Source organism: Planctobacterium sp. AWH2_060 (genome assembly GCF_056158425.1).
In genome coordinates, this window is the sequence record NZ_JBSWTG010000001.1 from 3,357,012 (window position 1) to 3,379,047 (window position 22,036).

The 22,036-nt window shown below is 46.5% G+C and carries 20 protein-coding genes; 5 read left to right on the forward strand and 15 right to left on the reverse strand.

Annotated features, from left to right (window positions below):
• Positions 1-13 precede the first annotated feature (13 nt).
• The 7 genes from uvrD to ACXAD8_RS14365 form a co-directional block, all read right to left on the reverse strand.
• The gene (uvrD, locus tag ACXAD8_RS14335; protein ID WP_475229924.1) at positions 14-2,182 is read right to left on the reverse strand and encodes a DNA helicase II; all 2,169 of its coding nucleotides are present in this window, start codon (positions 2,180-2,182) and stop codon (positions 14-16) included.
• A gap of 129 nt (positions 2,183-2,311) precedes the next feature.
• The gene (locus ACXAD8_RS14340) at positions 2,312-2,794 is read right to left on the reverse strand and encodes a YbhB/YbcL family Raf kinase inhibitor-like protein (RefSeq protein WP_475232969.1); all 483 of its coding nucleotides are present in this window, start codon (positions 2,792-2,794) and stop codon (positions 2,312-2,314) included.
• A gap of 127 nt (positions 2,795-2,921) precedes the next feature.
• On the reverse strand, positions 2,922-3,860 hold the full coding sequence (locus ACXAD8_RS14345) for a DMT family transporter (RefSeq protein WP_475229927.1): 939 nt from the start codon (positions 3,858-3,860) through the stop codon (positions 2,922-2,924).
• A 5-nt stretch (positions 3,861-3,865) separates the two neighbouring features.
• Positions 3,866-4,333: a GNAT family N-acetyltransferase gene (locus ACXAD8_RS14350; RefSeq protein ID WP_475229929.1), complete on the reverse strand. Its 468-nt coding sequence runs from the start codon at positions 4,331-4,333 to the stop codon at positions 3,866-3,868.
• A gap of 38 nt (positions 4,334-4,371) precedes the next feature.
• Complete coding sequence (locus tag ACXAD8_RS14355; protein ID WP_475229932.1) at positions 4,372-5,004, reverse strand: Crp/Fnr family transcriptional regulator; 633 nt, start codon at positions 5,002-5,004, stop codon at positions 4,372-4,374.
• Between the two features lie 85 nt (positions 5,005-5,089).
• Positions 5,090-6,163, reverse strand: coding sequence for an MJ1255/VC2487 family glycosyltransferase (locus tag ACXAD8_RS14360; RefSeq protein WP_475229935.1), 1,074 nt, complete (start codon positions 6,161-6,163; stop codon positions 5,090-5,092).
• Between the two features lie 32 nt (positions 6,164-6,195).
• The gene (locus tag ACXAD8_RS14365; RefSeq protein ID WP_475229938.1) at positions 6,196-6,708 is read right to left on the reverse strand and encodes a phosphatase PAP2 family protein; all 513 of its coding nucleotides are present in this window, start codon (positions 6,706-6,708) and stop codon (positions 6,196-6,198) included.
• Positions 6,709-6,919: 211 nt separating this feature from the next.
• Between ACXAD8_RS14365 and rraA the strand changes: the two genes are divergently transcribed.
• Both rraA and ACXAD8_RS14375 read left to right on the forward strand, forming a co-directional pair.
• Entirely contained in the window at positions 6,920-7,405 is a 486-nt protein-coding gene (rraA, locus tag ACXAD8_RS14370) for a ribonuclease E activity regulator RraA (RefSeq protein ID WP_475229940.1), read from the forward strand.
• 15 nt (positions 7,406-7,420) lie between these two features.
• On the forward strand, positions 7,421-8,455 hold the full coding sequence (locus tag ACXAD8_RS14375) for a formimidoylglutamase (protein ID WP_475229943.1): 1,035 nt from the start codon (positions 7,421-7,423) through the stop codon (positions 8,453-8,455).
• A gap of 49 nt (positions 8,456-8,504) precedes the next feature.
• Here ACXAD8_RS14375 and trxA read toward each other — a convergent pair whose 3' ends face one another.
• Positions 8,505-8,840 carry a thioredoxin TrxA gene (trxA, locus tag ACXAD8_RS14380; RefSeq protein WP_475229945.1) on the reverse strand — a complete coding sequence of 112 codons (336 nt, stop codon included), beginning with the start codon at positions 8,838-8,840 and terminating at the stop codon, positions 8,505-8,507.
• 107 nt (positions 8,841-8,947) lie between these two features.
• On the opposite strand from trxA, the gene rhlB reads away from it, so the two are divergent.
• Both rhlB and ACXAD8_RS14390 read left to right on the forward strand, forming a co-directional pair.
• On the forward strand, positions 8,948-10,195 hold the full coding sequence (gene rhlB / locus ACXAD8_RS14385; protein ID WP_475229948.1) for an ATP-dependent RNA helicase RhlB: 1,248 nt from the start codon (positions 8,948-8,950) through the stop codon (positions 10,193-10,195).
• A gap of 26 nt (positions 10,196-10,221) precedes the next feature.
• Positions 10,222-11,679: a Ppx/GppA phosphatase family protein gene (locus ACXAD8_RS14390; RefSeq protein WP_475229950.1), complete on the forward strand. Its 1,458-nt coding sequence runs from the start codon at positions 10,222-10,224 to the stop codon at positions 11,677-11,679.
• On the opposite strand, the gene hemB is transcribed toward ACXAD8_RS14390, so the two are convergent.
• From hemB to tatA, 6 genes are read right to left on the reverse strand one after another with little or no spacing between them, the layout of a single operon-like run.
• On the reverse strand, positions 11,665-12,669 hold the full coding sequence (gene hemB, locus ACXAD8_RS14395) for a porphobilinogen synthase (protein ID WP_475229953.1): 1,005 nt from the start codon (positions 12,667-12,669) through the stop codon (positions 11,665-11,667). The two genes, ACXAD8_RS14390 and hemB, sit on opposite strands and share 15 nt — an antisense overlap.
• Positions 12,670-12,694: 25 nt before the next feature.
• On the reverse strand, positions 12,695-13,474 hold the full coding sequence (locus tag ACXAD8_RS14400) for a TatD family hydrolase (protein WP_475229955.1): 780 nt from the start codon (positions 13,472-13,474) through the stop codon (positions 12,695-12,697).
• 11 nt (positions 13,475-13,485) lie between these two features.
• The gene (locus tag ACXAD8_RS14405) at positions 13,486-14,022 is read right to left on the reverse strand and encodes a hypothetical protein (protein WP_475229959.1); all 537 of its coding nucleotides are present in this window, start codon (positions 14,020-14,022) and stop codon (positions 13,486-13,488) included.
• Position 14,023: 1 nt separating this feature from the next.
• Complete coding sequence (tatC, locus tag ACXAD8_RS14410; protein WP_475229962.1) at positions 14,024-14,782, reverse strand: twin-arginine translocase subunit TatC; 759 nt, start codon at positions 14,780-14,782, stop codon at positions 14,024-14,026.
• The gene (gene tatB / locus ACXAD8_RS14415; RefSeq protein WP_475229965.1) at positions 14,783-15,091 is read right to left on the reverse strand and encodes a Sec-independent protein translocase protein TatB; all 309 of its coding nucleotides are present in this window, start codon (positions 15,089-15,091) and stop codon (positions 14,783-14,785) included.
• A gap of 14 nt (positions 15,092-15,105) precedes the next feature.
• Positions 15,106-15,342 carry a twin-arginine translocase TatA/TatE family subunit gene (gene tatA, locus ACXAD8_RS14420; RefSeq protein ID WP_475229968.1) on the reverse strand — a complete coding sequence of 79 codons (237 nt, stop codon included), beginning with the start codon at positions 15,340-15,342 and terminating at the stop codon, positions 15,106-15,108.
• 202 nt (positions 15,343-15,544) lie between these two features.
• On the opposite strand from tatA, the gene ACXAD8_RS14425 reads away from it, so the two are divergent.
• A complete protein-coding gene (locus ACXAD8_RS14425) occupies positions 15,545-16,465 on the forward strand; it encodes a hypothetical protein (protein ID WP_475229971.1) in 921 nt (306 codons plus the stop codon).
• A 23-nt stretch (positions 16,466-16,488) separates the two neighbouring features.
• On the opposite strand, the gene ACXAD8_RS14430 is transcribed toward ACXAD8_RS14425, so the two are convergent.
• On the reverse strand, positions 16,489-21,999 hold the full coding sequence (locus ACXAD8_RS14430) for a two-component regulator propeller domain-containing protein (RefSeq protein WP_475232971.1): 5,511 nt from the start codon (positions 21,997-21,999) through the stop codon (positions 16,489-16,491).
• Positions 22,000-22,036: the final 37 nt, after the last annotated feature.

Below are 22,036 nucleotides of genomic sequence, written 5' to 3' on the forward strand. Positions count from 1 at the left end.
CAATACAATGTAATTAGACTTTAGTCAAACGCGCGTAGCTCATTACCAGCCATTTGCTGCCAAACTCGTCAAAATTGACCTGGATTCTTGCATGTTCCCCCTGACCTTCCATATTGATCACTGTGCCTTCCTGAAATTTCGGGTGCTGTACTCTTTGCCCCAACTGCATGCCAGAATCTTCAAAGGCCTGATGGGAGGCCGCATGTTCGTATCGATTATAAACCGGACGGGATACGGTGGTGCGCAAGCGCACTTCTTCCAGGCACTCGGAAGGCATTTCTTTGATAAAGCGCGACATAGTGTGGAATTTGTCCTGACCGTAGAGACGACGACTTTCCGCCCAGGTTAGGTAAAGCTGCTCCATCGCCCGGGTCATACCCACATAACACAAGCGTCTCTCTTCCTCTAATCGGCCCGGCTCCTCATGACTCATCTGACTGGGGAACATACCCTCTTCGACACCGGCTAAAAACACCAATGGAAATTCCAGACCTTTGGCACTGTGGATGGTCATCATCTGTACCGCATCCTGGTGTTTATCAGCCTGAGTTTCCCCCGCTTCCAGAGAGGCATGAGCCAAAAATGCCGCCATCGGCGTCATTTCATCGGCTTCCTCGGGCACCACGAATTGCTTACAGGCAGTAACCAACTCTTCCAGGTTTTCGATTCTTGCCCGGGCTTTTTCCCCTTTTTCCGCCTGATACATGGCATACAACCCGGACTGACGTATCACTGCGTCACACTGTTGCTCCAGATCCATTTCCGCGAAATTCTCTTGCATGGTGAGTACCATGTCGATGAAGCTCTTAATGGCATTGCTGGCCCGCGATGCCAAACGCTTTTCCGCTATCATCAGCATCGCCGTTTGCCACAGAGACTGCTGGTTTTCCCGCGCCAATTCCCGAATCTGTGCCAAGGTCTTTTCACCAACTCCTCGAGCAGGCACATTAACCACCCTTTCAAACGCAGCATCATCCAGCGGATGATTGATCATGCGCATATAAGCCAGTGCGTCTTTGATTTCCTGACGTTCGAAGAAGCGCATACCACCATATATACGATAAGCGATGGATTCGTGTAACAGGGCTTCTTCTAAGATACGAGACTGGGCGTTGTTGCGGTATAAAATGGCGCAATCCTGCAAGGCATTGCCCTGCTCCAGCCAACTTTTGATTTTGGAAATAATAAAGCGGGCTTCGTCTACTTCATTGAAACCGGCGTAAACCTTAATTGGTTCACCTTCACCCTGTTCAGTCCAGAGTTCCTTGCCGAGCCGTCCCTGATTATTGTCAATGACGGCATTTGCCGCTTTCAAAATCACTCCGGTGGAACGGTAGTTTTGTTCCAATCTGATGGTTTCAGCGCCTGGATAATCCCGCAAAAAATGATGAATATTTTCGATATTAGCGCCACGCCAGCCATAAATGGATTGGTCGTCATCGCCGACAATCATGGTGTTATTGCCCTCGGCACTGAGTAACCTCAGCCAGGCGTATTGGATATTGTTGGTATCCTGAAATTCGTCCACCAGGATAGCGCGAAAACGGCGTTGATAATGGGCCAGGATGTCAGGGTTGTTTACCCAAAGTTCATGGGCTCTTAACAGTAATTCGGCAAAATCCACCAGCCCGGAACGGTCACAGGTATCCTGATAAACCTTATAGATTTCCGCCATTTTCTTTTGCGTATAGTCGTCGCGGGTATCAATTTGGTGAGGCCTTAAGCCTTCATCTTTGTTGCCATTGATATACCATTGTACCTGCTTAGGTGCCCAGTGCTTCTCATCCAGGTTCATGGACTTTAACACCCGACGAATTAATCGATATTGGTCATCGGAATCCAGAATCTGAAAGCTATCAGGTAAATTGACATCAGCGTAATGGGCCCTCAGCAGGCGGTGAGCCAGACCATGAAAGGTCCCCATCCACATGGTATGCAGCGAACGCCCCATTAATTCTTCCACCCGACCACGCATTTCCCGAGCGGCTTTATTGGTGAAGGTTACCGCCAAGATATTATGGGGGGCCAGTCCTTCAACCTCCATCAACCAAGCAATCCGGTGCACCAAAACGCGGGTTTTTCCACTGCCTGCGCCAGCCAAAACTAACATATCCTGAGCCAGTGCAGCTACCGCACTGCGCTGTTTGTCGTTTAAGTTATCCAGTAGTCGCGAGACGTCCATGGCACCCCTGTTTTTGTTGCCTGAGAGAAGTTTGTGGCAGTATTATAATCAAAAGCACTGGATATTTGTACAATTGTCTTGCCTGGGCGGACAAGACAATTGCGTAACCAGGATGATTTGGAGGGTGACTTAGCGCTTATACAAAGCCTGCAACGTGGCCGAATCCAGCGCGTTGGCTTTTACCATATAGCCAGCCAGCGCGGCTGATGCATCTGCCGGTATATCCAGTTTGCCGGGCAAAGCGTAAACAGTGAACAAATAGCGATGAGCGCCATCATTGACCGGCGGACAGGCTCCGCCAAAACTGGCGCTGCCATAATCATTGCGCAATTGCATTGCCCCTTCCGGGAGCTTCTCCCCTCCAATGGCACCGGCTCCTGCGGCTAAAGAGGTCACATCAGCAGGAAGATTAATAAGCTGCCAATGCCACCAGCCACTGCCAGTGGGGGCATCGGGATCATAAGCAAATACAGCAAAAGACTTGGTACCCTCAGGAGCACCTGACCAGGTAAGTTGTGGGGACTTATTGTCACCGGTACAGCCAAAACCATTAAAAACCTGATCTGTTTTCAGAAAACTACCGTGGGACATGTCCTCACTGAACAAGGTCATTTTCGCCACAGCGGGAACCGACAAAGCCAGCAAAGCAGAGAAGGTGAGCGTTTTTTTGAGTAATGATTTCAAGGCAGACTCCTTTTTCGGAACGTTAAGATCTGCCTTAGTCTGTCAGGAAATAAACTTAACCGGAAGGATTTTTATTGATTGCATTTATAGTCTCCGCTGCGGTCAGTTTCAGTTGCTTTTTATGCTCGTGCAATGTCTGCCACAAAATAGGCGCAATGATCATCAACATGCCAAGGGAAATCCAGATATCTATCTCTTCACTGAATATCCACCAGCCTAACAGGGCGGCGAAGATAAGACCGGAATATTCCGCTAGCGCAATAGCCCCTGCCTCGGCGCGTCGATAAGCCACAATACAGCACAGCTGATAACTGCACACGCACACCGCCGAGCCCAACACCAAATACAACATGGATTGATTAAAGGGTTGCCAGTCAAACAGGGCCAATAAGCCCATTAGTGGAATGGATAAGACCGTGCCCCAAAACATAATTGCCAAAGTAGGCGTATTGGCAGGGATAAATCGCACCAATAAATTGTGGCAGGCGATACATAGGGCTGCGGCAAGTCCAGCGATAATACCAATGCCGCCGCTGTCCGGTTGCAGTGCAATCACCACACCGGCAAAACAAAAAATTATGTTGAACAGGCGGTATTTGTGCAAAGGTTCTTTAAACCACCAGGCCGCCAGCAACAGGGTTAACACCGGACTGGCATAGAACAAGACATTGGCGGTGGCCAGCGACAGTTCGGTTAAAGCCAAAAACACGCAGGCCCCACCGATGGCAGTTAAATTGGCTCTGACCACCTGAACCCGCCCACGCCGCAACACTCTGGCCTCTTTTGGCAGTTGTAAAAAGAACGGCAACAAGCAGACAGCCAACAGACACTGACGTAAAAACAGATACTGGTAAATACCACTGGAAGTGGCAAAGGCTTTCACAAAGACATCAGCGCCGGTGGCGAATAAATTGCCTATCAATAAAAAGCTGATGGCCAACAGCAAACCTGAGACCACTGGCCGACGCCAGATGTAAAAAAGACGTTTATCCACGATGGCTACTGATTATTAACTGTGGGCTTTCTCACCATAGCCACATGGGGAATACCGTCTTCCAAATACTCTTCTGACACAGTGCTGAACTGATGCGCGCCATAAAACTTCTGTAAATGGGCTTGAGCACTGATTTTTATCGCGTTTTCAGGCCAGTATTGCTGACAAACTTCAATCGCCCTGGCCACCAGTTTATGACCCAAGCCTTGACCGCGATGGCTCATTGCATTAGCGATTCGGCCAATGCTGGCATATTCGGGATAAGAGGTATCCGGTGCCAACACCCGCGCATAAGCGGCCAGACTCTGCTCTTGCCGAAACATCAGATGCTGAGTCATTGGGTGTTTATCCAGACCATCAATATCCTGGTAATAGCAGGTTTGTTCCACCACAAAAACGGCAGCCCTTAGCTGGTAGATATCATGAAGCTCGTTGACGGAAAGTTGTTCAAAGGTCTTAACGGAAATTTGCATTACGAAAAATAAGATAAAGATAACGGATGGCGCTTAGCCTAGAGCGTTGTAGCCCCACGCGCATTAACATTTGTTAACTCGCTCAATCTTTTTTTAATGCGGCTAAAACTAATCGGTGTGATCCCGAGGTAAGAAGCAATGATATGCTGCGGCACCCGCTTTACCAGGTCTGGGTAAGTCTGGAAAAACAATGCCACTCTTTGCTCGTGCGAGTGCAATAACAAGAATTCCTCTTTACCCTCTTTGTGCATGTAATACTCGCTAACTGCACTGAGATGAAAATCCCGCCACTGGGAAAAACGCTGCACCAGTTGCAGGTACACTTTGCGAGGAAATTGGTATAAAACCGAAGGCTCCAGGGTCTTTACACTGTATGGATAAGGCACATCTGACAGCAAACTGCGAAACCCAAAAAGCAAGTCCTGCTCCCAATATACTTCCTTGCAAAAGGATTTCCCCTGAGCGGTTTCAAAAAAGGCGTACAATAACCCGGTTCGCAGAACATACAGGTATTCTTGTTGCTCATGAGCACGCCACAAGGTGTGATTTGCCGGCAGTGACAGTTTCCGTACATGCGGCTCTATATCATGAGTGGACAGCTCGCCCCCATAGTGAGTTTTCAGGCAGCCGCTAAAGTTACTGATATCTGATATGGGCGAAGTTTTGGTCATTTAATTCAGCGGCGAGAGAGTTCATTAGCACAGCCCCCTGTTTTACCACGCCCGCGAGGTTTTACCAACTACCGCGAGAAATCTCCTACTTTGCCATAGCATTGAGCTGCTGCTGCACACGCTCCGGAAACCGGACTTGCTGCCATAATTCCTTTACAACAGTTTCAGTATCATGCCAGTTGCGTTTCACCAGCCAATCAACCAATGCGCTCGGATCACTGGGGAATTCAATGGCCTCGCCCGGCGGCGAATCCAGCCATTGCTCCAGCTTTTCCTGATCCAGGCTCATCATGATCTGACATAACCCAAGTCTATCCAGGGTTTTGGCGTTAGAAAGCTGTTCGAATTGACCATGTAACGGTTTAATCAATAGCTTTTTACCCAGTTGCAAACATTCGCTGGATAACTCAAATCCTCCATTGGCTATCACGCCAGCACAACTGTGCAGAGCTTTGTGAAACCCTGCTTTGCTGGTTTTACGCCAGGAAATATGGCCTTCATCCTGTTCCTGGGTAACATCTGGGTGAAAACACAAAAAGTTATATTCGCTCAGACTTTCCAACAATGTCCTAATTTCCGACAGGCTTTCAAAAGGCAAATAAACCAGATAATGACTACCGGAGGTGACATCAGAAATCTGATCTTCGATAAAGGGCGGCAGGATGCTGTGACCAAAGTGGTACCAATGCACACCTAAACTCATCTGTGTTGGAGCAAAACAGTTCATGATAATTCGGTCGGTGAGACTTTGCCCCGCCTTAGGCACATCATGGGCAAACGCCGCCTGATGACTGATGGAAATGGAAGGTACTTTTTGCAACCTGGACGCCCATGCAGTTACAGGTTCAAAATCGTTAAGCACCAGATCGTATCCGGACAGATCCAGGCCTCTGATATCCTTTAGCAACTGAATGGGTTTGGCCTGCAAAACTGTCTTTAGCTGATCAATTGCCCCATCGGAATGAATAAACGTCAGGCCTTTTCGGGTCTGGAAGTCACCAAAGACTTCCATATCAAAGTACTTGTCTTTGGGTCGACCGCTAAACAGAAAATCCACCTTTACATCAGAGCGCGCTTGAAAGGCTTTTGCCATTACTCTGGCACGAGTGGTGTGACCGTTTCCGGTGCCCTGAACACCGTACAAAATATTTAATGTCATGTTGTTTTACTTGTTATAGGAACCGAACTGAATCAAGCTAAAATATTGATGCTGATGGTGGATATCGCGACACCAAGTGTTGCCCCGGCCAGAATGTCACCTGGATAATGAACACCTAACATAATGCGCGATAGTGCAATAAGACTGGCCCAGCTGTAGGCCAACACAGCAAATGAAGGATAAAAGTTGGCCAGCAATGTTGCCATCAAAAAGCCTGCTGCGGTATGGCCAGATGGCAGACTAAATTTATCTGAAGGTTGTACATGGGCAGTAATGTCGCGGCGAAAATCACAAGGTCTTGCCCGCTTAAACAGCTTTTTCAGCATGACATACAGGGGCAACTCCATCGCGTAAGCTAGCAGCCCTGTGTACAAGAACAAGGCGCCTTGCCGGGGTTCAAACATCCACAACACCAACGCCAACAACAGGTAGACGTGGCCATCGCCAGTTTTTGAAATATAGCGAAAGAGCGAACAGTCTCGTCCGGTGCTTTTACTAAACAGCCATCGAAATAACTGTAAATCGACACGTGTAATCAGATTCATCTCTATGTTTTACCAGTCAGTTTCAATTCGTGGCACTTCACATTAGTTGCAGATTAGCGACTATTTATTAACCTGTGGTGACATTAAAAAGACACTAATATGACAAACTTTTCAGGAAGCAATAAGAAAGCCTAAAACATTGATTTAATGAGCCTGACAAAGCGCTTAACTTGGCGTAGACTAAGAAAAAATTGCCCTTTTGAGGTCTGACATGGAATACAACACTTCTGAACTTTGTGACTTATTTGCTGATAGTATCGATGTACTGGATCCGATTTTTATCAGTTTTGGTGGACGTACTTCGTTTGGTGGTGAAGTCACCACGGTAAAATGCTTTGAGGACAAAGGTCTGATCGATAAAGTGGTTAATGAAAACGGTGCCGGAAAAGTCTTACTGATCGACGGTGGTGGTTCTACTCGCAGAGCACTGCTGGATGCCATGAATGTTCAGACGGCAGTGGAAAACCAATGGGAAGGCATCATCTGTTACGGCAGTGTCCGCGACGTAGATGTGTTAGAAGATTCAGACATCGGCATACATGCGGTTGCTTCAATTCCCGTGGGGGCCGATTCTGACGACATTGGTGATATTAATATCGCCGTTAACTTTGCCGGTGTCACCTTTTTACCAGAAGATCATATCTATGCCGACAGCACTGGCATTGTATTATCACCAGAACCATTGGACATCGACTAACAGGCGGGTTCTCAGATGAGCACAGAACTCAACTTTTATTGCCTGGACGATATCGCTTCCCTGTTAAATCAACGAGCCGGTGAAACCAAAATTGGCGAGGTCCTGTGTTTTGCTCAACACACCGACTTTAGTGCCCTGAAAAGAGCCGGTATCGAATACGTTTTGTTGGGCCTGCCGGAAGATATAGGTCCACGCGCTAATTTAGGTAACGGCGGGGCGCGACATGGTTGGCGGGCTTTCCTGAAAAGCTTTATCAATCTGCAACACAATAGCTTTATTCCCACTGAAAAAATCGCGCTTTTGGGGGAACTGGACTTTTCCGATTTACATAAAGTTGCCGACCAATCAGATACGACGCTCGAAACCCTACGCAATTTGTGTTGCGATATCGATCAACGGGTGAGCGAATTATTGGAAGGCATTTTTGATGCCCAATTGATCCCCATTATTATTGGCGGTGGCCACAACAATGCTTACCCTATAATCAAAGCCTGTAGCACCTCTGAGCAACTGCCGCTCGCCGTAGCTAACCTGGATCCGCATAGCGATTTCAGGGCTCAGGAAGGACGCCACAGTGGCAATCCATTCCGCTATGCCGCTGCAGAACAACTAATGTCCCGTTATATGGTGCTGGGACTACACGAGCAAAAGAATAACGAAGACGCCTTAAATGCTATGCAACAGCATGATTTTAGGTGGATCAGTATCCAGGATAGCCACTGGAGCAAAAAACTGAATTTCGACCAATGTCTTGAAGACTGTGCCCGTTATCTGATGCACTCCGGCTTGCCAATTGGCGTAGAACTGGATGTCGACTGCATCGCCAATATGCCAGCCAGCGCCATAACTACGGCGGGAATGCCCTATGAAGATGCTCTGTACTATGTGACTGAAATGGCCATGCTACCCAGGGTAAAGTATCTGCACCTGGCAGAAGCGGCACCAGATTGTGAATCTCCACAGGAAATGCGTGCAGCGGGGCAGATTTTATCTGAATTGGTGTGTGCCTTTATCAAGACTGATCACCAGAAAAAGGTCAGTGAGGGGTAAAATAAGGGTCAGTGAGTGTTATTTCTAACACCCACTGACAAAGATGCAATTATGCAATCGATTCGCTGATGAATTGTTCCAACTGGGCGCGAGACAATGCACCAACTTTGGTACCAGCTACTTCGCCATTTTTGAAAATCAACAGGGTAGGAATGCCGCGAACACCGTATTTACCGGCAGTTTCAACATTATCATCGACATTCAGCTTGCCAACTGTTATCTTGCTGGCGAAATTGTCGTCTTCTACGATAGCATCCAGAATTGGCGCGATCATCTTACATGGGCCACACCATGGAGCCCAGAAATCTACCAAAACAGGTTTTTCTGATTTGATGACATCGCTTTCAAAACTACTATCCGACAAGGTGACTATTTTATCACTCATTAAACTCTCCACGTTAGGCTTGTGGTTTCATCAGGTGAGACGAAACCAATATTGCGCTATTTTTATAGCAACTGGATTAATATGCAAGGGTTGATAAGCAATAAGCTATGCAAACAACACATTTAACAGAGACCCACTTTTCGGATCTGAACATTCATCCGAAAATTTTAAAGGCACTTCAGGCGGCCAGTTTTGAACATTGTACCCCTATTCAGGCACTGGCGTTGCCACAATCCCTGAATGGTCAGGACGTTGCTGGACAGGCACAAACCGGTACCGGCAAAACCATTGCTTTTTTAGTCGCCACTTTTAATCATCTGCTCACCCATGAAAAAGATAAAACCGGTCAGCCCCGAGCCATCATCATGGCACCAACCCGAGAGCTGGCGGTACAAATCCACAAAGACGCTGAAATTCTGGCCAAACACACAGATTTATCACTTAGCTTGATATATGGTGGTGAAGGTTATCAAAGTCAACTGGAAAGCTTACAAAAAGGCGTCGATATAGTCATAGGGACCACAGGTCGAATCATCGATTATTACAAACAACAGGTATTCAGCCTGCAACATATTCAGGTTGCCGTTTTGGACGAAGCTGACCGCATGTTTGACCTTGGCTTCATCAAAGATATTCGTTTTCTGTTCCGTCGTATGCCGCCAGCGGTCAACCGCTTAAGTATGCTGTTTTCTGCCACCTTGTCATTCAGAGTACAGGAACTGGCCTACGAGCACATGGACAACCCGGTACACGTCCAGGTTGAGCCGGAACAAAAAACGGCCAGTCGTATCGTGGAAGAGCTATTTTACCCTTCCGACAACGACAAGATGTTGTTGCTATTGACCTTATTAGAAGAAGACTGGCCAGAAAAAGCGATTGTGTTTGCCAACACCAAACACACCTGCGAACTGGTAACTGACTGGCTCAATGCTGACAACCATCGGGTGGGCTTGTTAAGTGGCGATGTACCGCAGAAAAAGCGTCTGAACATACTGCAAGACTTCGACAAAGGACACCTGGATATTCTGGTGGCCACAGACGTAGCAGCGCGTGGATTGCACATTGACAAGGTTTCCCACGTATACAACTACGATTTACCTGACGATGCCGAAGATTACGTGCACCGTATAGGCAGAACCGGTCGAGCCGGAAAAAGTGGCCATGCCATCAGCTTTGCCTGCGAAAAATACGCATTAAATTTACCAGCAATTGAAACATACATCGGGCACACTATTCCGGTAACGGACTATTTCCACGATGCCTTGCTGGAAGATGTGAATGCACCTAAGCGACATCATCGCAAGCGGGTCCATCGCGATAAGCGTCATAATCAAAAACGCCATAACAACAGGTAAATTGCCTTAGACAGATGCCTAACGACATGCTCGAAAATACCTATGCCGCCGTCGACCTTGGCTCCAACAGTTTCCACTTGTTGGTGGTGGAAAATACCAAAAACGGCATACGCATACGCAATCGGGTTAAACAGAAAGTACGTCTGGCATCAGGTCTGAACGAGCAACAACAACTGGATCTGGAAAGTATGCAAAGAGGCTGGAATTGTCTGGCCATCTTTGCGCAACAACTGCAACATATCCCCAAAAGCAATATTGTAGTAGTGGCTACTGCGACCCTTAGGCTGGCACAAAACCGCCAGGAATTCCTGAATCGTGGTGAGCAAATCCTGGGTCATAACATCCGGGTTATCAGCGGTGAAGAAGAAGCCCGCCTCATTTTTAATGGCGTCACCAGCGACCAGAAGCCCAATCAAACCTCCCTGGTAATCGATATCGGCGGTGCCAGTACCGAGTTAGGTTGGGGCAAAGGCAATCAAGCCAATGCGCTACAGAGCCTGAACATGGGCTGTGTAACCTGGACTAATAAATGGTTTGCCAACAATCAACTCAATGCAGAAAGTTTTAAACAGGCTGTTGATTCGGCAAAACAAGTTATCGCACCGGTACTGGGTGAATTTCGCGATCTAAAAGTAGATGACTGTCTCGGCGCGTCAGGCACACCGCAAGCTATCGTAGAAATCCTCACTGCCCAGAAATTGCCTGCTACCATCACCTTGCCCTTTTTGCGGCAACTGGCCGAGGCTTGTTGTTCTGCCTGGCATCTCGATAACCTAAAGATCACCGGATTACAGGAAAACCGACGGGCCATTTTCCCGGCCGGACTTGCCATCCTGATAGCCCTGTTTGAATCGTTAAATATTAAAGAAATGCACCTGGCTCAGGGCGCTTTGCGAGAAGGTGTGCTGGCCACCATTCTGCCAACCCCCTTTAATCGCACTCAGGAAAAAGTGCTGGCCCTGTTTCGCATTGATGAAAGTCAGGCCCACAGAGTCTATCGCTGTTGTCAGCAAATATTGGCCAATTGCCATCCCGAGCCAAACCTGAGTAAGATGCAACAAAAGGTACTGCAAAACGCCTGTTTATTGCATGAGGCCGGACAAATGGTGAGTTTCAAGAATCATCATCAGCACAGCCGATATCTGATCCAGCACACCAATATGGCCTGGTTAAATTTTGAAGAAAAGCAATTAATTGGCCGGGTAGTAAGCTCTAACCCAGATGCCATTCACTCCGACGGGTTGAGTATTCAAAGCAATGAGCAACAGATCAACCTGCTGATCAGAACCCTGCGTTTAGCCATTATTTTGTGTAGCCAGCGTATCGATAACCGCTTTATGGTGCCGGATATTCAGATCAATGAAGCTCACTGGCTACTCAAATTCAACAAAGACTACCTGTCCAGTAATCCTCTGCTGGAACACTTGCTAAAAGAAGAACAAGCCAGCATCAAGGCCGTGAACTGGCAGTTAAGCTTTGAGTAATTGCGCAGCGTCTTTGGCAAAGTAAGTCAAAATGCCATCGGCTCCGGCCCGTTTAAACGCCAACAGCGATTCCAGAATGGTGGCATCTTTAGCCAACCAGCCATTGGCAAATGCCGCCTGATGCATGGCATATTCACCACTGACCTGATAAGCAAAAGTGGGCACTGCCAGTTCTGATTTACAGCGGCGCACAATATCCAGATAGGGCATGCCAGGCTTCACCATTACCATGTCAGCGCCTTCCTGAATATCCAGTGCTATCTCGCGCATGGCTTCATCAGAATTAGCAGGATCCATCTGATAGCTCTTTTTGTCTGCGCCCTTGAGGTTGGCCGCAGAGCCAACGGCATCGCGAAACGGTCCATAATAGTGTGAGGCATATTTGGCCGAGTAGGCCATAATACAGGTGTTGCTGTGACCGGCCTGTTCCAGAGCCGTTCTGATGGCCCCAATTCGCCCATCCATCATATCCGAAGGCGCAACGATGTCAGCACCGGCTTCAGCGTGGGACAAAGCCTGTTTTACCAGAGCTGCTACCGTTTCGTCATTCAACACATAGCCGGACTCATCAATTAAGCCATCCTGACCGTGGCTGGTAAAAGGATCCAGTGCCACATCAGTAATGACGCCTAATTGCGGAAATCTGGCTTTCACTGCCCTGACCGTGCGCTGTGCTAACCCTTGCGGATCCCAGGCCGCTTCAGCGCCATCACTTTTGGCAGACTGTGGGGTAACAGGAAATAATGCGATAGCAGGAATGCCCAAAGCCACCAGTGTGGCACATTCTTCTAACAATAAATCAATAGACAGTCTTTCAATACCCGGCATTGAAGGCACAGCTTCCTTTTGCTGTTCACCTTCCAGCACAAACATAGGATAAATCAGATCATTAACGCTTAATTGATGTTCACGCACTAAATCACGGCTAAACCCTTGTCGGCGTAAACGACGCATACGTGTTGCAGGAAAGGCAGAATGGGAAAAAGACATAGGTTCTCCTGATTAATGGCGGGAATTAAGGTATTGCAAACAGGGTTTGGGCATTTTCAGTAGACGCTCGTACCACCTCTTCAACAGGAACCTGCTTTAAACTAGCCACTGTTTCAGCGATATGAGGTAAGTAACAGGGTTCATTGCGCCTGATTTTGCCGGGCAGGGTTTTGGGTGTCAGAAAGGGCGCGTCAGTTTCCAACAACAAGCGCTCTAAAGGCAAATGGGCAATTGCTTGTTGTAAATCCTGGCCACGCTTGGGATCACAAACCCATCCCGTGATACCGATATAGAGACCCAGCGATAAATAGCCCTGCATTTGCTCTGTGGTGCCGGTAAAGCAATGCGCTACTCCGCGCAAATTTGCCACGCCAGATAGTAACTTGTACTGCTCATCAAAGGCGTCCCGCTCGTGCAAAAACAAAGGCAGTTGTAATTCAGTGGCTAATTCCAGCTGTTGCTGGAATACCCGGATCTGTGCATCGCGAGGAGAAAAGTTGCGATTAAAATCCAGGCCGCATTCGCCTATCGCTTTGACTTTAGCGTCACTGGCTAAGCGCCTTAACACACTCAGAAAATCCTCTGAAACATTGGCAGCGTCATGGGGATGCACCCCGGCAGTGGACCAGCAAATATCAGGGAAGCGATAACTGATAGCCAAAGCATCGGTGCTTTCCTGTTCCGAAGTACCGGTGATTAAAAGCCCCTGCACCCCCGCATCTTGTGACCTTGAGAGCACTTCATCAAGGTCATCGCTAAAGCGGTTGTTGGTCAGATTGACGCCAATGTCAAATAAAGGGGACATTTATGCCCTCTTTAACTTTGGCGCTTAACGCGGAGACGCTTATTTTGACCGTCTTTTTTCAGATAAAACGAGCCCATGAAGCCACGGCTAATAGTGATAGTTTCACCTGAAGACAATTTATAGGAGCCAGCATCGGTTTGTTTCCATACCTGACCATTAGATAACGTGATGATCAACTTGCCGTATGGATCTTCTTCTACTTTACCCACTACTGCTGTCTGTTCTGAAGCTTCGGCTTTTTTCTCTCTCAACACTTCATTTTCCAGACCAAACGTATTTTCCGGTAGAGAAGACCTGGGTGCTGGTTGAGCCGCTTGCTCCTGGCCCTGAACTGGCGCAACCACCGGACGGTTGGCATAAAACTCCGCCAGTTCGGAATCTTCTAAGTTGTTAGCTCTTTGTGCCAACTGATCGTAACAAACCAGTCGCTTTAAAGAGTTACTAACCACCCGGCATTTTTCCACTGCCTGAGCTAAGGTTTCGGCCTGCAGATTAAAACTCACCAGTTGCACTACAACAGCAACTAACGCTAATCGAGCTAATTTCATATTATTTCGCTATCCTTTTTTCTTCTTCGTCAAGTTCAGAGCTTTCTCTGGCGTTTGCGTATAGACCACCGATCATGACACCAAGTTCAAATAAAAGCCACATAGGCAGTGCCAGCAGCGTCTGAGAGATAGGATCCGGTGGTGTCATCAACATACCAACGACGAACACCCCCACAATCACATAAGGCCGTTTCTCCCGCAAACTCTCTGCGCTGGTGAACCCTGTCCAGCACAACAAAACAATGGCAATCGGAATTTGAAATGACACCCCGAACGCAAAAAACAATTTCAGAATAAAGTTCAGATAACTGTTGATATCGGTACTGATCACCACGCCTTCGGGTGCAACGCCGATAAAAAACGGAAACGCCAGCGGGAAAATCACAAAAAACGCGAAGGCGATACCAGCGTAAAACAACAAAGTGCTGGAAAGCATCAACGGCGCCACCAGCTTTTTTTCATTCTGATATAAGCCCGGTGCCACGAAAGCCCACACCTGATAGAGCACGTAGGGAATGGCAATAAAAAAGGATAACACCAGGGTTAGTTTAAAGGGGGCAAAAAACGGGCTGGCAACATCTGTGGCGATCATCTGTGCGCCTTCGGGCATCACGCTCAACAATGGTTCCGACATCAGGGCATACAGATCCTGAGCAAAATAGGCCAGGCACAGAAACACCAATAATACGCTAAACACCGCTCTAAGCAGGCGATTGCGCAGCTCCACCAGGTGATCAATCAATGTGACAGCTTCGGACATCTATGAATTCGATTCTTTTTGATAAGGCTTATTAACCGACTCTGCAGCGGCTTTTAACTCGTCGACACTTTCCTGTAATTCCGGCGAAAGATTTTGCATTTGCTGCTCTTCTGCCTTTTTCAGGTTTTCGTGCAACTCCTGAATACGCACTTGTTGCTCGATTTCCTGACGAAAGCCATTGGCGACATTTTTGATATTGCGGATAGTGCGACTGGTAGAGCGAATCGCACCAGGTAAGCGCTCTGGCCCCAGCACCAATAACGCGATCACGCCAATCACCAGCAATTCCCAAAATCCGATATCAAACATAGTTTATTGCCTGATTATTCAGCTTTTTGCTTTTCTTTGGTTTGTGCAGTTTGCTGTTTGTTGGATTGGTCCTGAACACCTTCAGGCTCTTTAAAATCGGCATCTGCTTTATTTTCGTCAGTAACCGCGCTCTTAAAGCCTTTTACCGCAGAACCTAAATCTGATCCCAGAGTTCGCAACTTTTTCGTTCCGAATAACAATACGACAATGGCAAAGATTATCAGCAATTGCCATAAACTGATCCCACCCATGAGAACTCTCCTGAATATTTTTAAGCATTATACCCAATCAACCTGCAAAAGCAGAGACTTAGGCTGATATTTGTTGTCTATTTCTCAAAATCATAGTTGCCGGAAATGGCACTTATAGACCACACTAAGCGTAACGAGATGATGTTAATCAGCCCATTATCAACTATTTAGAGTACAAAAAGACAGAGGAAGGTTCAGCAGATTGTTGCAAAAAGTAAATATCGCCCTGATTAGCACCCTGTTGTGTATACCATCGACTCATGCCGAAGATGGGCAGCAATGGTGGGATTCGCTACATCAAAGTGTTACCGGCTCAGTGAACGACACGGCCATCTGGCTGGATGACTTTTTTGCCGATGAAAACTTTATGATCGACGAGCAGCCTAAAGGAGGAGCCAGAATTAGTCTTGGCTGGGAGCCTCGCAGTCGCGACATCGCCGAATTTGAAACCAAAATCAGACTCAAGTTTAAGCTGCCAAATTTAAAAAATCAGGTGGATTTAGTATTCAGCGATTACGATGAAGATCTCGAAAGAGCGCCGGTTAAGGCAGCACAAAACGAAGTACTGTCACGACAGAACCGCTTTAACCTGGCCCTGAAATGGACCCAAAAACAAACCGAAGACAGCCAGTGGTCACACCGCATCGGCATTGGCCGAAAAGCCCAACCCTATGCCCGTTCCCGATACGCATCCCGGGGTGAATTTACCGATACACAGCGCTATCGCTGGGAAGCTGCCGCCTATTTTTACAGTAACGATGGTTTTGGCAGCCACCTGGGGTTGCAGTTGGAGCAGGATTGGTTCAACAGCTCGGTATTACGACTGGATAACAACTTCTTTTTCCGCGATGAAAGCAACGACTGGTTATGGCGACACAATCTTTACAGCATGCACAGGTTGGATGATAGCTCAGCCTTGATTACAGGCTTTTATGTGGAAGGCTTAAGTCAGCCCAATTATCGCATCGAAGAATATCTGATAAGTAGCCGCTGGCGCAAAAATGCCATCAGAGAGTGGCTTTATTTTGAAGTGGAGCCCTTTATTTTATGGCGCAGAGATGAAGACTTTAGCGCTTCCTATGGATTAGCTCTGCGGATAGAAGGCTTCTTTGGAAATTATTAGGATAAATCTCCCCTTTGCTCTGGTTAGCTATTATACAAACTATTTTTCAACTGCGCGATAATGCCCGCTACTGTATCAAAATCAAATTCATCCAGCGCAATTAACGCACTTTCCAACCGTTGATTTTCTGCAGGCAACACACACAGCAACTTTTCCAAAGTATCTTCTGCAGCCGTATCGGATTCCTCAACTTGTGATTCCACCAGGTCCAGCAATGCTGTTATCTCCTCGCTTGACTCCTTGACATCAATTTGTTTTGCGTTCGTTGCTTCTACAGATAAGGTGATAACGGCTTGCTCAATCTCTTGATTTAAATCCGTCAATGCGTTCTGTAACCCAGGTAATAAATCTGGTAATTTCCCTAAACTATTAATGGCGATTTGTTCCAACTGAGCCGCAATATTATACACTTTTGTCGCACCAATATTACCGGCGTTACCTTTCAATGTATGAGCTAAGCGCACTATCAGATCCTGTTGCTTTCCAGAAATAGCATCAGCCCACTCAGCCAGAAACGTCGATTGTTGCTTAGCAAAGCTTCTCAGTAATTTCAGATACAAGCTAGTGTTATTCGCACAGGTGTTCAAGCCGCGTTTAATGTCCAAATTTGATGATTCATTTTCTGGCATTTCTGGTGTCAAGGAAATAGTATTTTCATGCTTTGTCGACACTATATTTGTGACCGCCTGTGCTCCCTGAGTTATCCACCTGGCAATAGTATTGTACATTTGTTTTGGTTCAATAGGTTTGGCAATGTGGTCATTCATACCTGCCGCTAATGCCTTTTCTCTATCCCCTGCCATCGCGTTTGCAGTCATAGCGATAACAGGTAAACTTTCTGAGATTTCTTCTCGGATCAACTGAGTCGCACTGTATCCGTCTAACACCGGCATTTGACAATCCATGAGGACAGCATCAAATGCTTGTATTTTAAGTTTATCAAGGGCTATCTGCCCATTTTCCGCTAAAGTCACAGCTATGCCTTTTTGAGTGAGTAATTCGGTGGCCAACTCCTGATTAAGCGTATTATCTTCTACCAGCAAAATTCTGGCTCCCTGAAGCCTGAGTAATTCAATATCTGAATCAACCGAATTTTGATTGAAGGCAAACTGATTGATTTCCTGCTGCTTTGCTTCTTGCAGCGTATTCAACAAGGCGCTGGGCGTCAGAGGTTTATTAAGCACTCCAGACAAAGTTAAACGCTCGGTATTTTTCGGCTCCTCCTGTCCAAAGGGTAACAAGGCAACAACTTTGGGATGCCACGTCTGGTTATCAATCGCCGTTATTAATCGCTGCCATTGTTGTGCAATCTGGCCATCGTTATCCAGTTTTAGAATAACTAGTTCAGGTAGAGGGTCAAAAGCAGGCAATTGAGCTTCCACCTCAGTAACCCGCCTAACGGATGAAACTTGAGCCCCAAAAACAGTCAACATATCAGTCATAATAGCCAGTGATACCGGACTATCGTCCACCAATAACACATGACTATGATGTAAGGGATGATTCTGTGTAGGCGTTTCCTGTTGATTTTTGCCACAGTTCACGGTGCAACTAAAAGTACTCCCTATGCCTGGTTCACTGTTTACCCAGATTCCCCCCCCCATCAGCTCCACCAGCTCCTTGCAAATCGCCAATCCCAGTCCCGTTCCCCCATATTTTCGGGTAATAGTGCTATCCGCCTGACTAAATGATTGAAACAGACGTTGAGTTTGTTCACCGGACATACCAATACCATTGTCTTGAACATCAAAGCGTAGCAACACAGCGTCTTCTTTATCCTGCTGTACCAAAACCCGGATCAATATTTCACCATACTTATCTGTAAACTTAACAGCATTATTGCCCAAATTTAGCAATACCTGCCCAAGCCTGAAAGCATCGCCAATTAGTTTTGTTGGCGTTGAGGGCGCAATAGAGAAATAGAAATCAATGTCCTTTTCTGCCGCTTTAAACCCCATAACATTCGCCAGATTATGCAACACGTCTTCCAGGTCAAAGGGGACGTTTTCAATGTCCATTTTCCCTGCTTCAATTTTGGAAAAATCGAGAATATCATTGATAATTCGCAACAGTGATTCCGCACTACTGTGTACCTTACTGATGTAATTATATTGCTTGCGATTCAATTCAGTGTTCAAAGCGAGGTGACTCATACCAATAATGGCATTCATCGGGGTACGTATTTCGTGAGACATATTGGATAAAAAGTCTGACTTAGCCTTAGTAGCCTGCTCAGCTCTGTTCTTAGCCTCTTCCAAAGCGGTCTGTAACTCCCGGGCATCTGACACATCAAGGTGAATACCAAACATTCTGAGCGCTTTGCCTGTCCTGACATCTCTCACTGCCTGACCAACACTGAGTATCCATTGCCATTGATTCCGACTATTCAACAATCTAAATTCGGCACGATAAGTGTCTGTTTTCCCTGTCAGGTGCTCTCTTATCAATTTGGTGGCAGAGGCCTCATCTTCTGGATGTATAAGCTGTGCGAACTTTTCCGGACTATTGCCAAAACGGTTATCCAATTCAGCAGAGCTATAGCCCAGCATATTTGCCCAGATTTCACTTACAATGAGCTTATTGCGGATCAGATCCAATTCCCACATTCCGGCATTGGCACCTTCCATTGCCAATTCCAGCCTCTTCTCAGCTTCCTCCAACTCCCGAAAAGCAATGGTATTTTGTAACGCAACAGAAGCATGACTTGCCACTACGCGAAGCATACTCAAGTGGGCTTTTTCAAAAGCCCCTTTAATATCACTTTGTAAGGTAATAACGCCTAAAACGCCACCACCACTTAATAGTGGCTCACAAATAACAGATTGAGTATTTTCCCCATTGAGGCAGTGTGCTTTGAGCAGTGCATAATCTTGCCAGTCTTGATCGGTTTGGACATCCACAGCCCTGCTGTTTTTAACGCACCATACAGAAGGTGAAGTAACGTCGTGTAAAGAGCGACTGCTGCCTGATATATCTTGCCCATTGTGCTCAGCATAGATAAATTCCAGTTCGCCTTTATCGCGATTGACAACCGACAAAGCGAACGTATTACAACTCACACCCGTTTTGAGTTTGTTAAAAATTGCTCTGGCAATTTCAGTGACATCAAAGGTAGTGGCAATATCACGACCAACATCACCTAACACCAATATATCTTGCGTTCTCTGTTCTACCTGAGCAGAAAGGTAGCGCTGAACTTTGGCATGCTGTCGCATTTTGTACCAATACCCCGTCAGCAGTAATAACATTGTTACAAGTGGAAAAAGGATTTTAAACCAAAGCGTTTGATACCAGGCTGGCTTAACCCTGATATTTAATGTCGCTGGCTTATCACTCCATACGCCATGATTATTGCTGCCTTGAATTTGAAGTTGATATTCGCCCGGCTCAAGACGTCCAAGGCTCATTGATGTTGCCGGCGAAATTGCGCTCCAGTCCTCAACGTAACCCATTAATCTGGTGCGATAACGATTGTCCTCCGAAGCCTGGTAATCCAGTGCTGCATAATTGACTTGGATATTCTTGAAATTGTGTGCGACATCCAAATCTGCCTTAACCAGAGGTTTCGCATTACCATCTATAGTGATGCCGGTGATCACAACGGGTGGCGGGACGCGATTGACATATACCTCTTCTGGTCGAAAATGCGTTAATCCATCAATACTGCCAAAATAAATACTGCCATCTTTGGCTTTCAAAGCCGACCGGGCAAGAAAATTATTACTATGCAATCCATCGTTTACCGTAAAGTGGTGTAACGTCCCGAGATTTGGGTCGAGCTGAAAAATTCCTTGGTTTGTGGCCAACCACAAATAGTGGCGATTATCCATGACCAAACTTTGTACAGCTATATCAATGGTTTCCCTTTGAATTGCAAAATGTTCAAACTGATTTTTCGAAGGATTATAGTGATCAACCCCTTTGCGAGTAGCGATCCAAAATCCACCACGCTCATCTGGTAATGCATCATTGATAGAATTGTCAGACAAGCCGCGACCATCACCCTGAAGAAAATGCTCTATTTCATGGCTTTCTAAATTGATCCGGAATAACCCATCACCGGCAGTTGCTACCCACACGTTATTGGTTTGTGTTTGAAATATGAAAGTGGGATCGACATTATTCAGATAATATCGAGGTTTTTCGCGTTTTGAGGACCAGCGCGCAATGCGATTTTCGCCCGACACTACAAACCAGAAATCCCCGTCAGGCGTAATTGTCAACCAATCTAATGACTGACTCGCATTATTAACCCAGGGAATGTCGATGCGGTTGATACTGGTCCCGTCATCCGCCAATTGATACAGGCCGTTATCTGTTGCAAGGAATACCTCTTCGGCTAAATTATCCGAAATAGCCATCACTCTTAGTCGATTGAGATTATTTAAATTCTCCTCATTCATATGCGGTCTGAAATTGTCAATACCATCAAATCGTACCAGGCTGCGACCAGTTCCGAGCCAAACTTCATCACTTTTTCCTTGGTACAATGACACCACCTGATTAAACAATCCCGACAGCTTAAATTCAGACAGAATATCGCGCCAGCCCTTAAACGGGGTGGTATTTTGATAGACTTTTATCACTCCAGAATAGCGTGTCGCAGCCCACATTATTCCAGTTGAGTCCAGCATCACCTGACGTACATCCCGATTCTCTAGCAAGCCCCATTGGTTTTGCTCTCCTGCTGGCACAAACTGCATTTGCTGCAAGTCAAACCTGTATATTCCTGCAAAAGTCGCAAGTAACAGGGTTTCATCCACCTGAGTGACGCTGGTAATACTAGGCAGATTACCGGCTGGAAGGTTGTAGGTGCTATAGGAACCACTAACAGGATCAAACATACCAAAACTCAATCGCGTAGCCACCCATATTCGTTGCTGCTTATCCAGATGAACAGATCTAACTTCAGGATGATCTAGCCCTTGTGCTGAAGGCGCGAAATGAGTAAACCGCTGTGTTGCTGGATCAAAATGATTTAATCCATTTGAAGTGCCAATCCATAAATAATCTTGCGAATCACCCGCAATACTCCAGACCCTGTCATGCGCTATTGAATGACTATTTTCTGGATCGTGTTGCCATGAAGTAAAAGTGTCATTTTCAGCATTATAGCGATTTAACCCTCCACCATTAGTACCAACCCAAACACTCCCAGAGTGGCTCTCATAGAGCGCCTGGACGCGATCAGCACTCAACGAGTTTGCATCAGCGCTATCATATTGGTAACGAGTAAAAGATTGGCTATCGCGATTGAATCGATTAACACCACCTCCCCAGGTGCCAACCCATATCTGGTCAGAAGAATCAATTAGCATCACACCCACACTATTGTTAGAAAGTGAGTCGTTGTTTAAAGGATCATGCCGAAAAGTGTGAAATTCATAACCGTTATATCGCTTAACGCCATCAGCACTGCCAAACCATACAAATCCTTGTCGGTCCTTTGCGATGGCGTAAATTTGAGGGTTAGACAAACCGTTAAATACCGAGAGTGATTCGATTTTTTGCTGTGCAACGGCAGAACAGGTCATCAAAAAAAGAAACAAAACAAACAGATAAAATACTGAT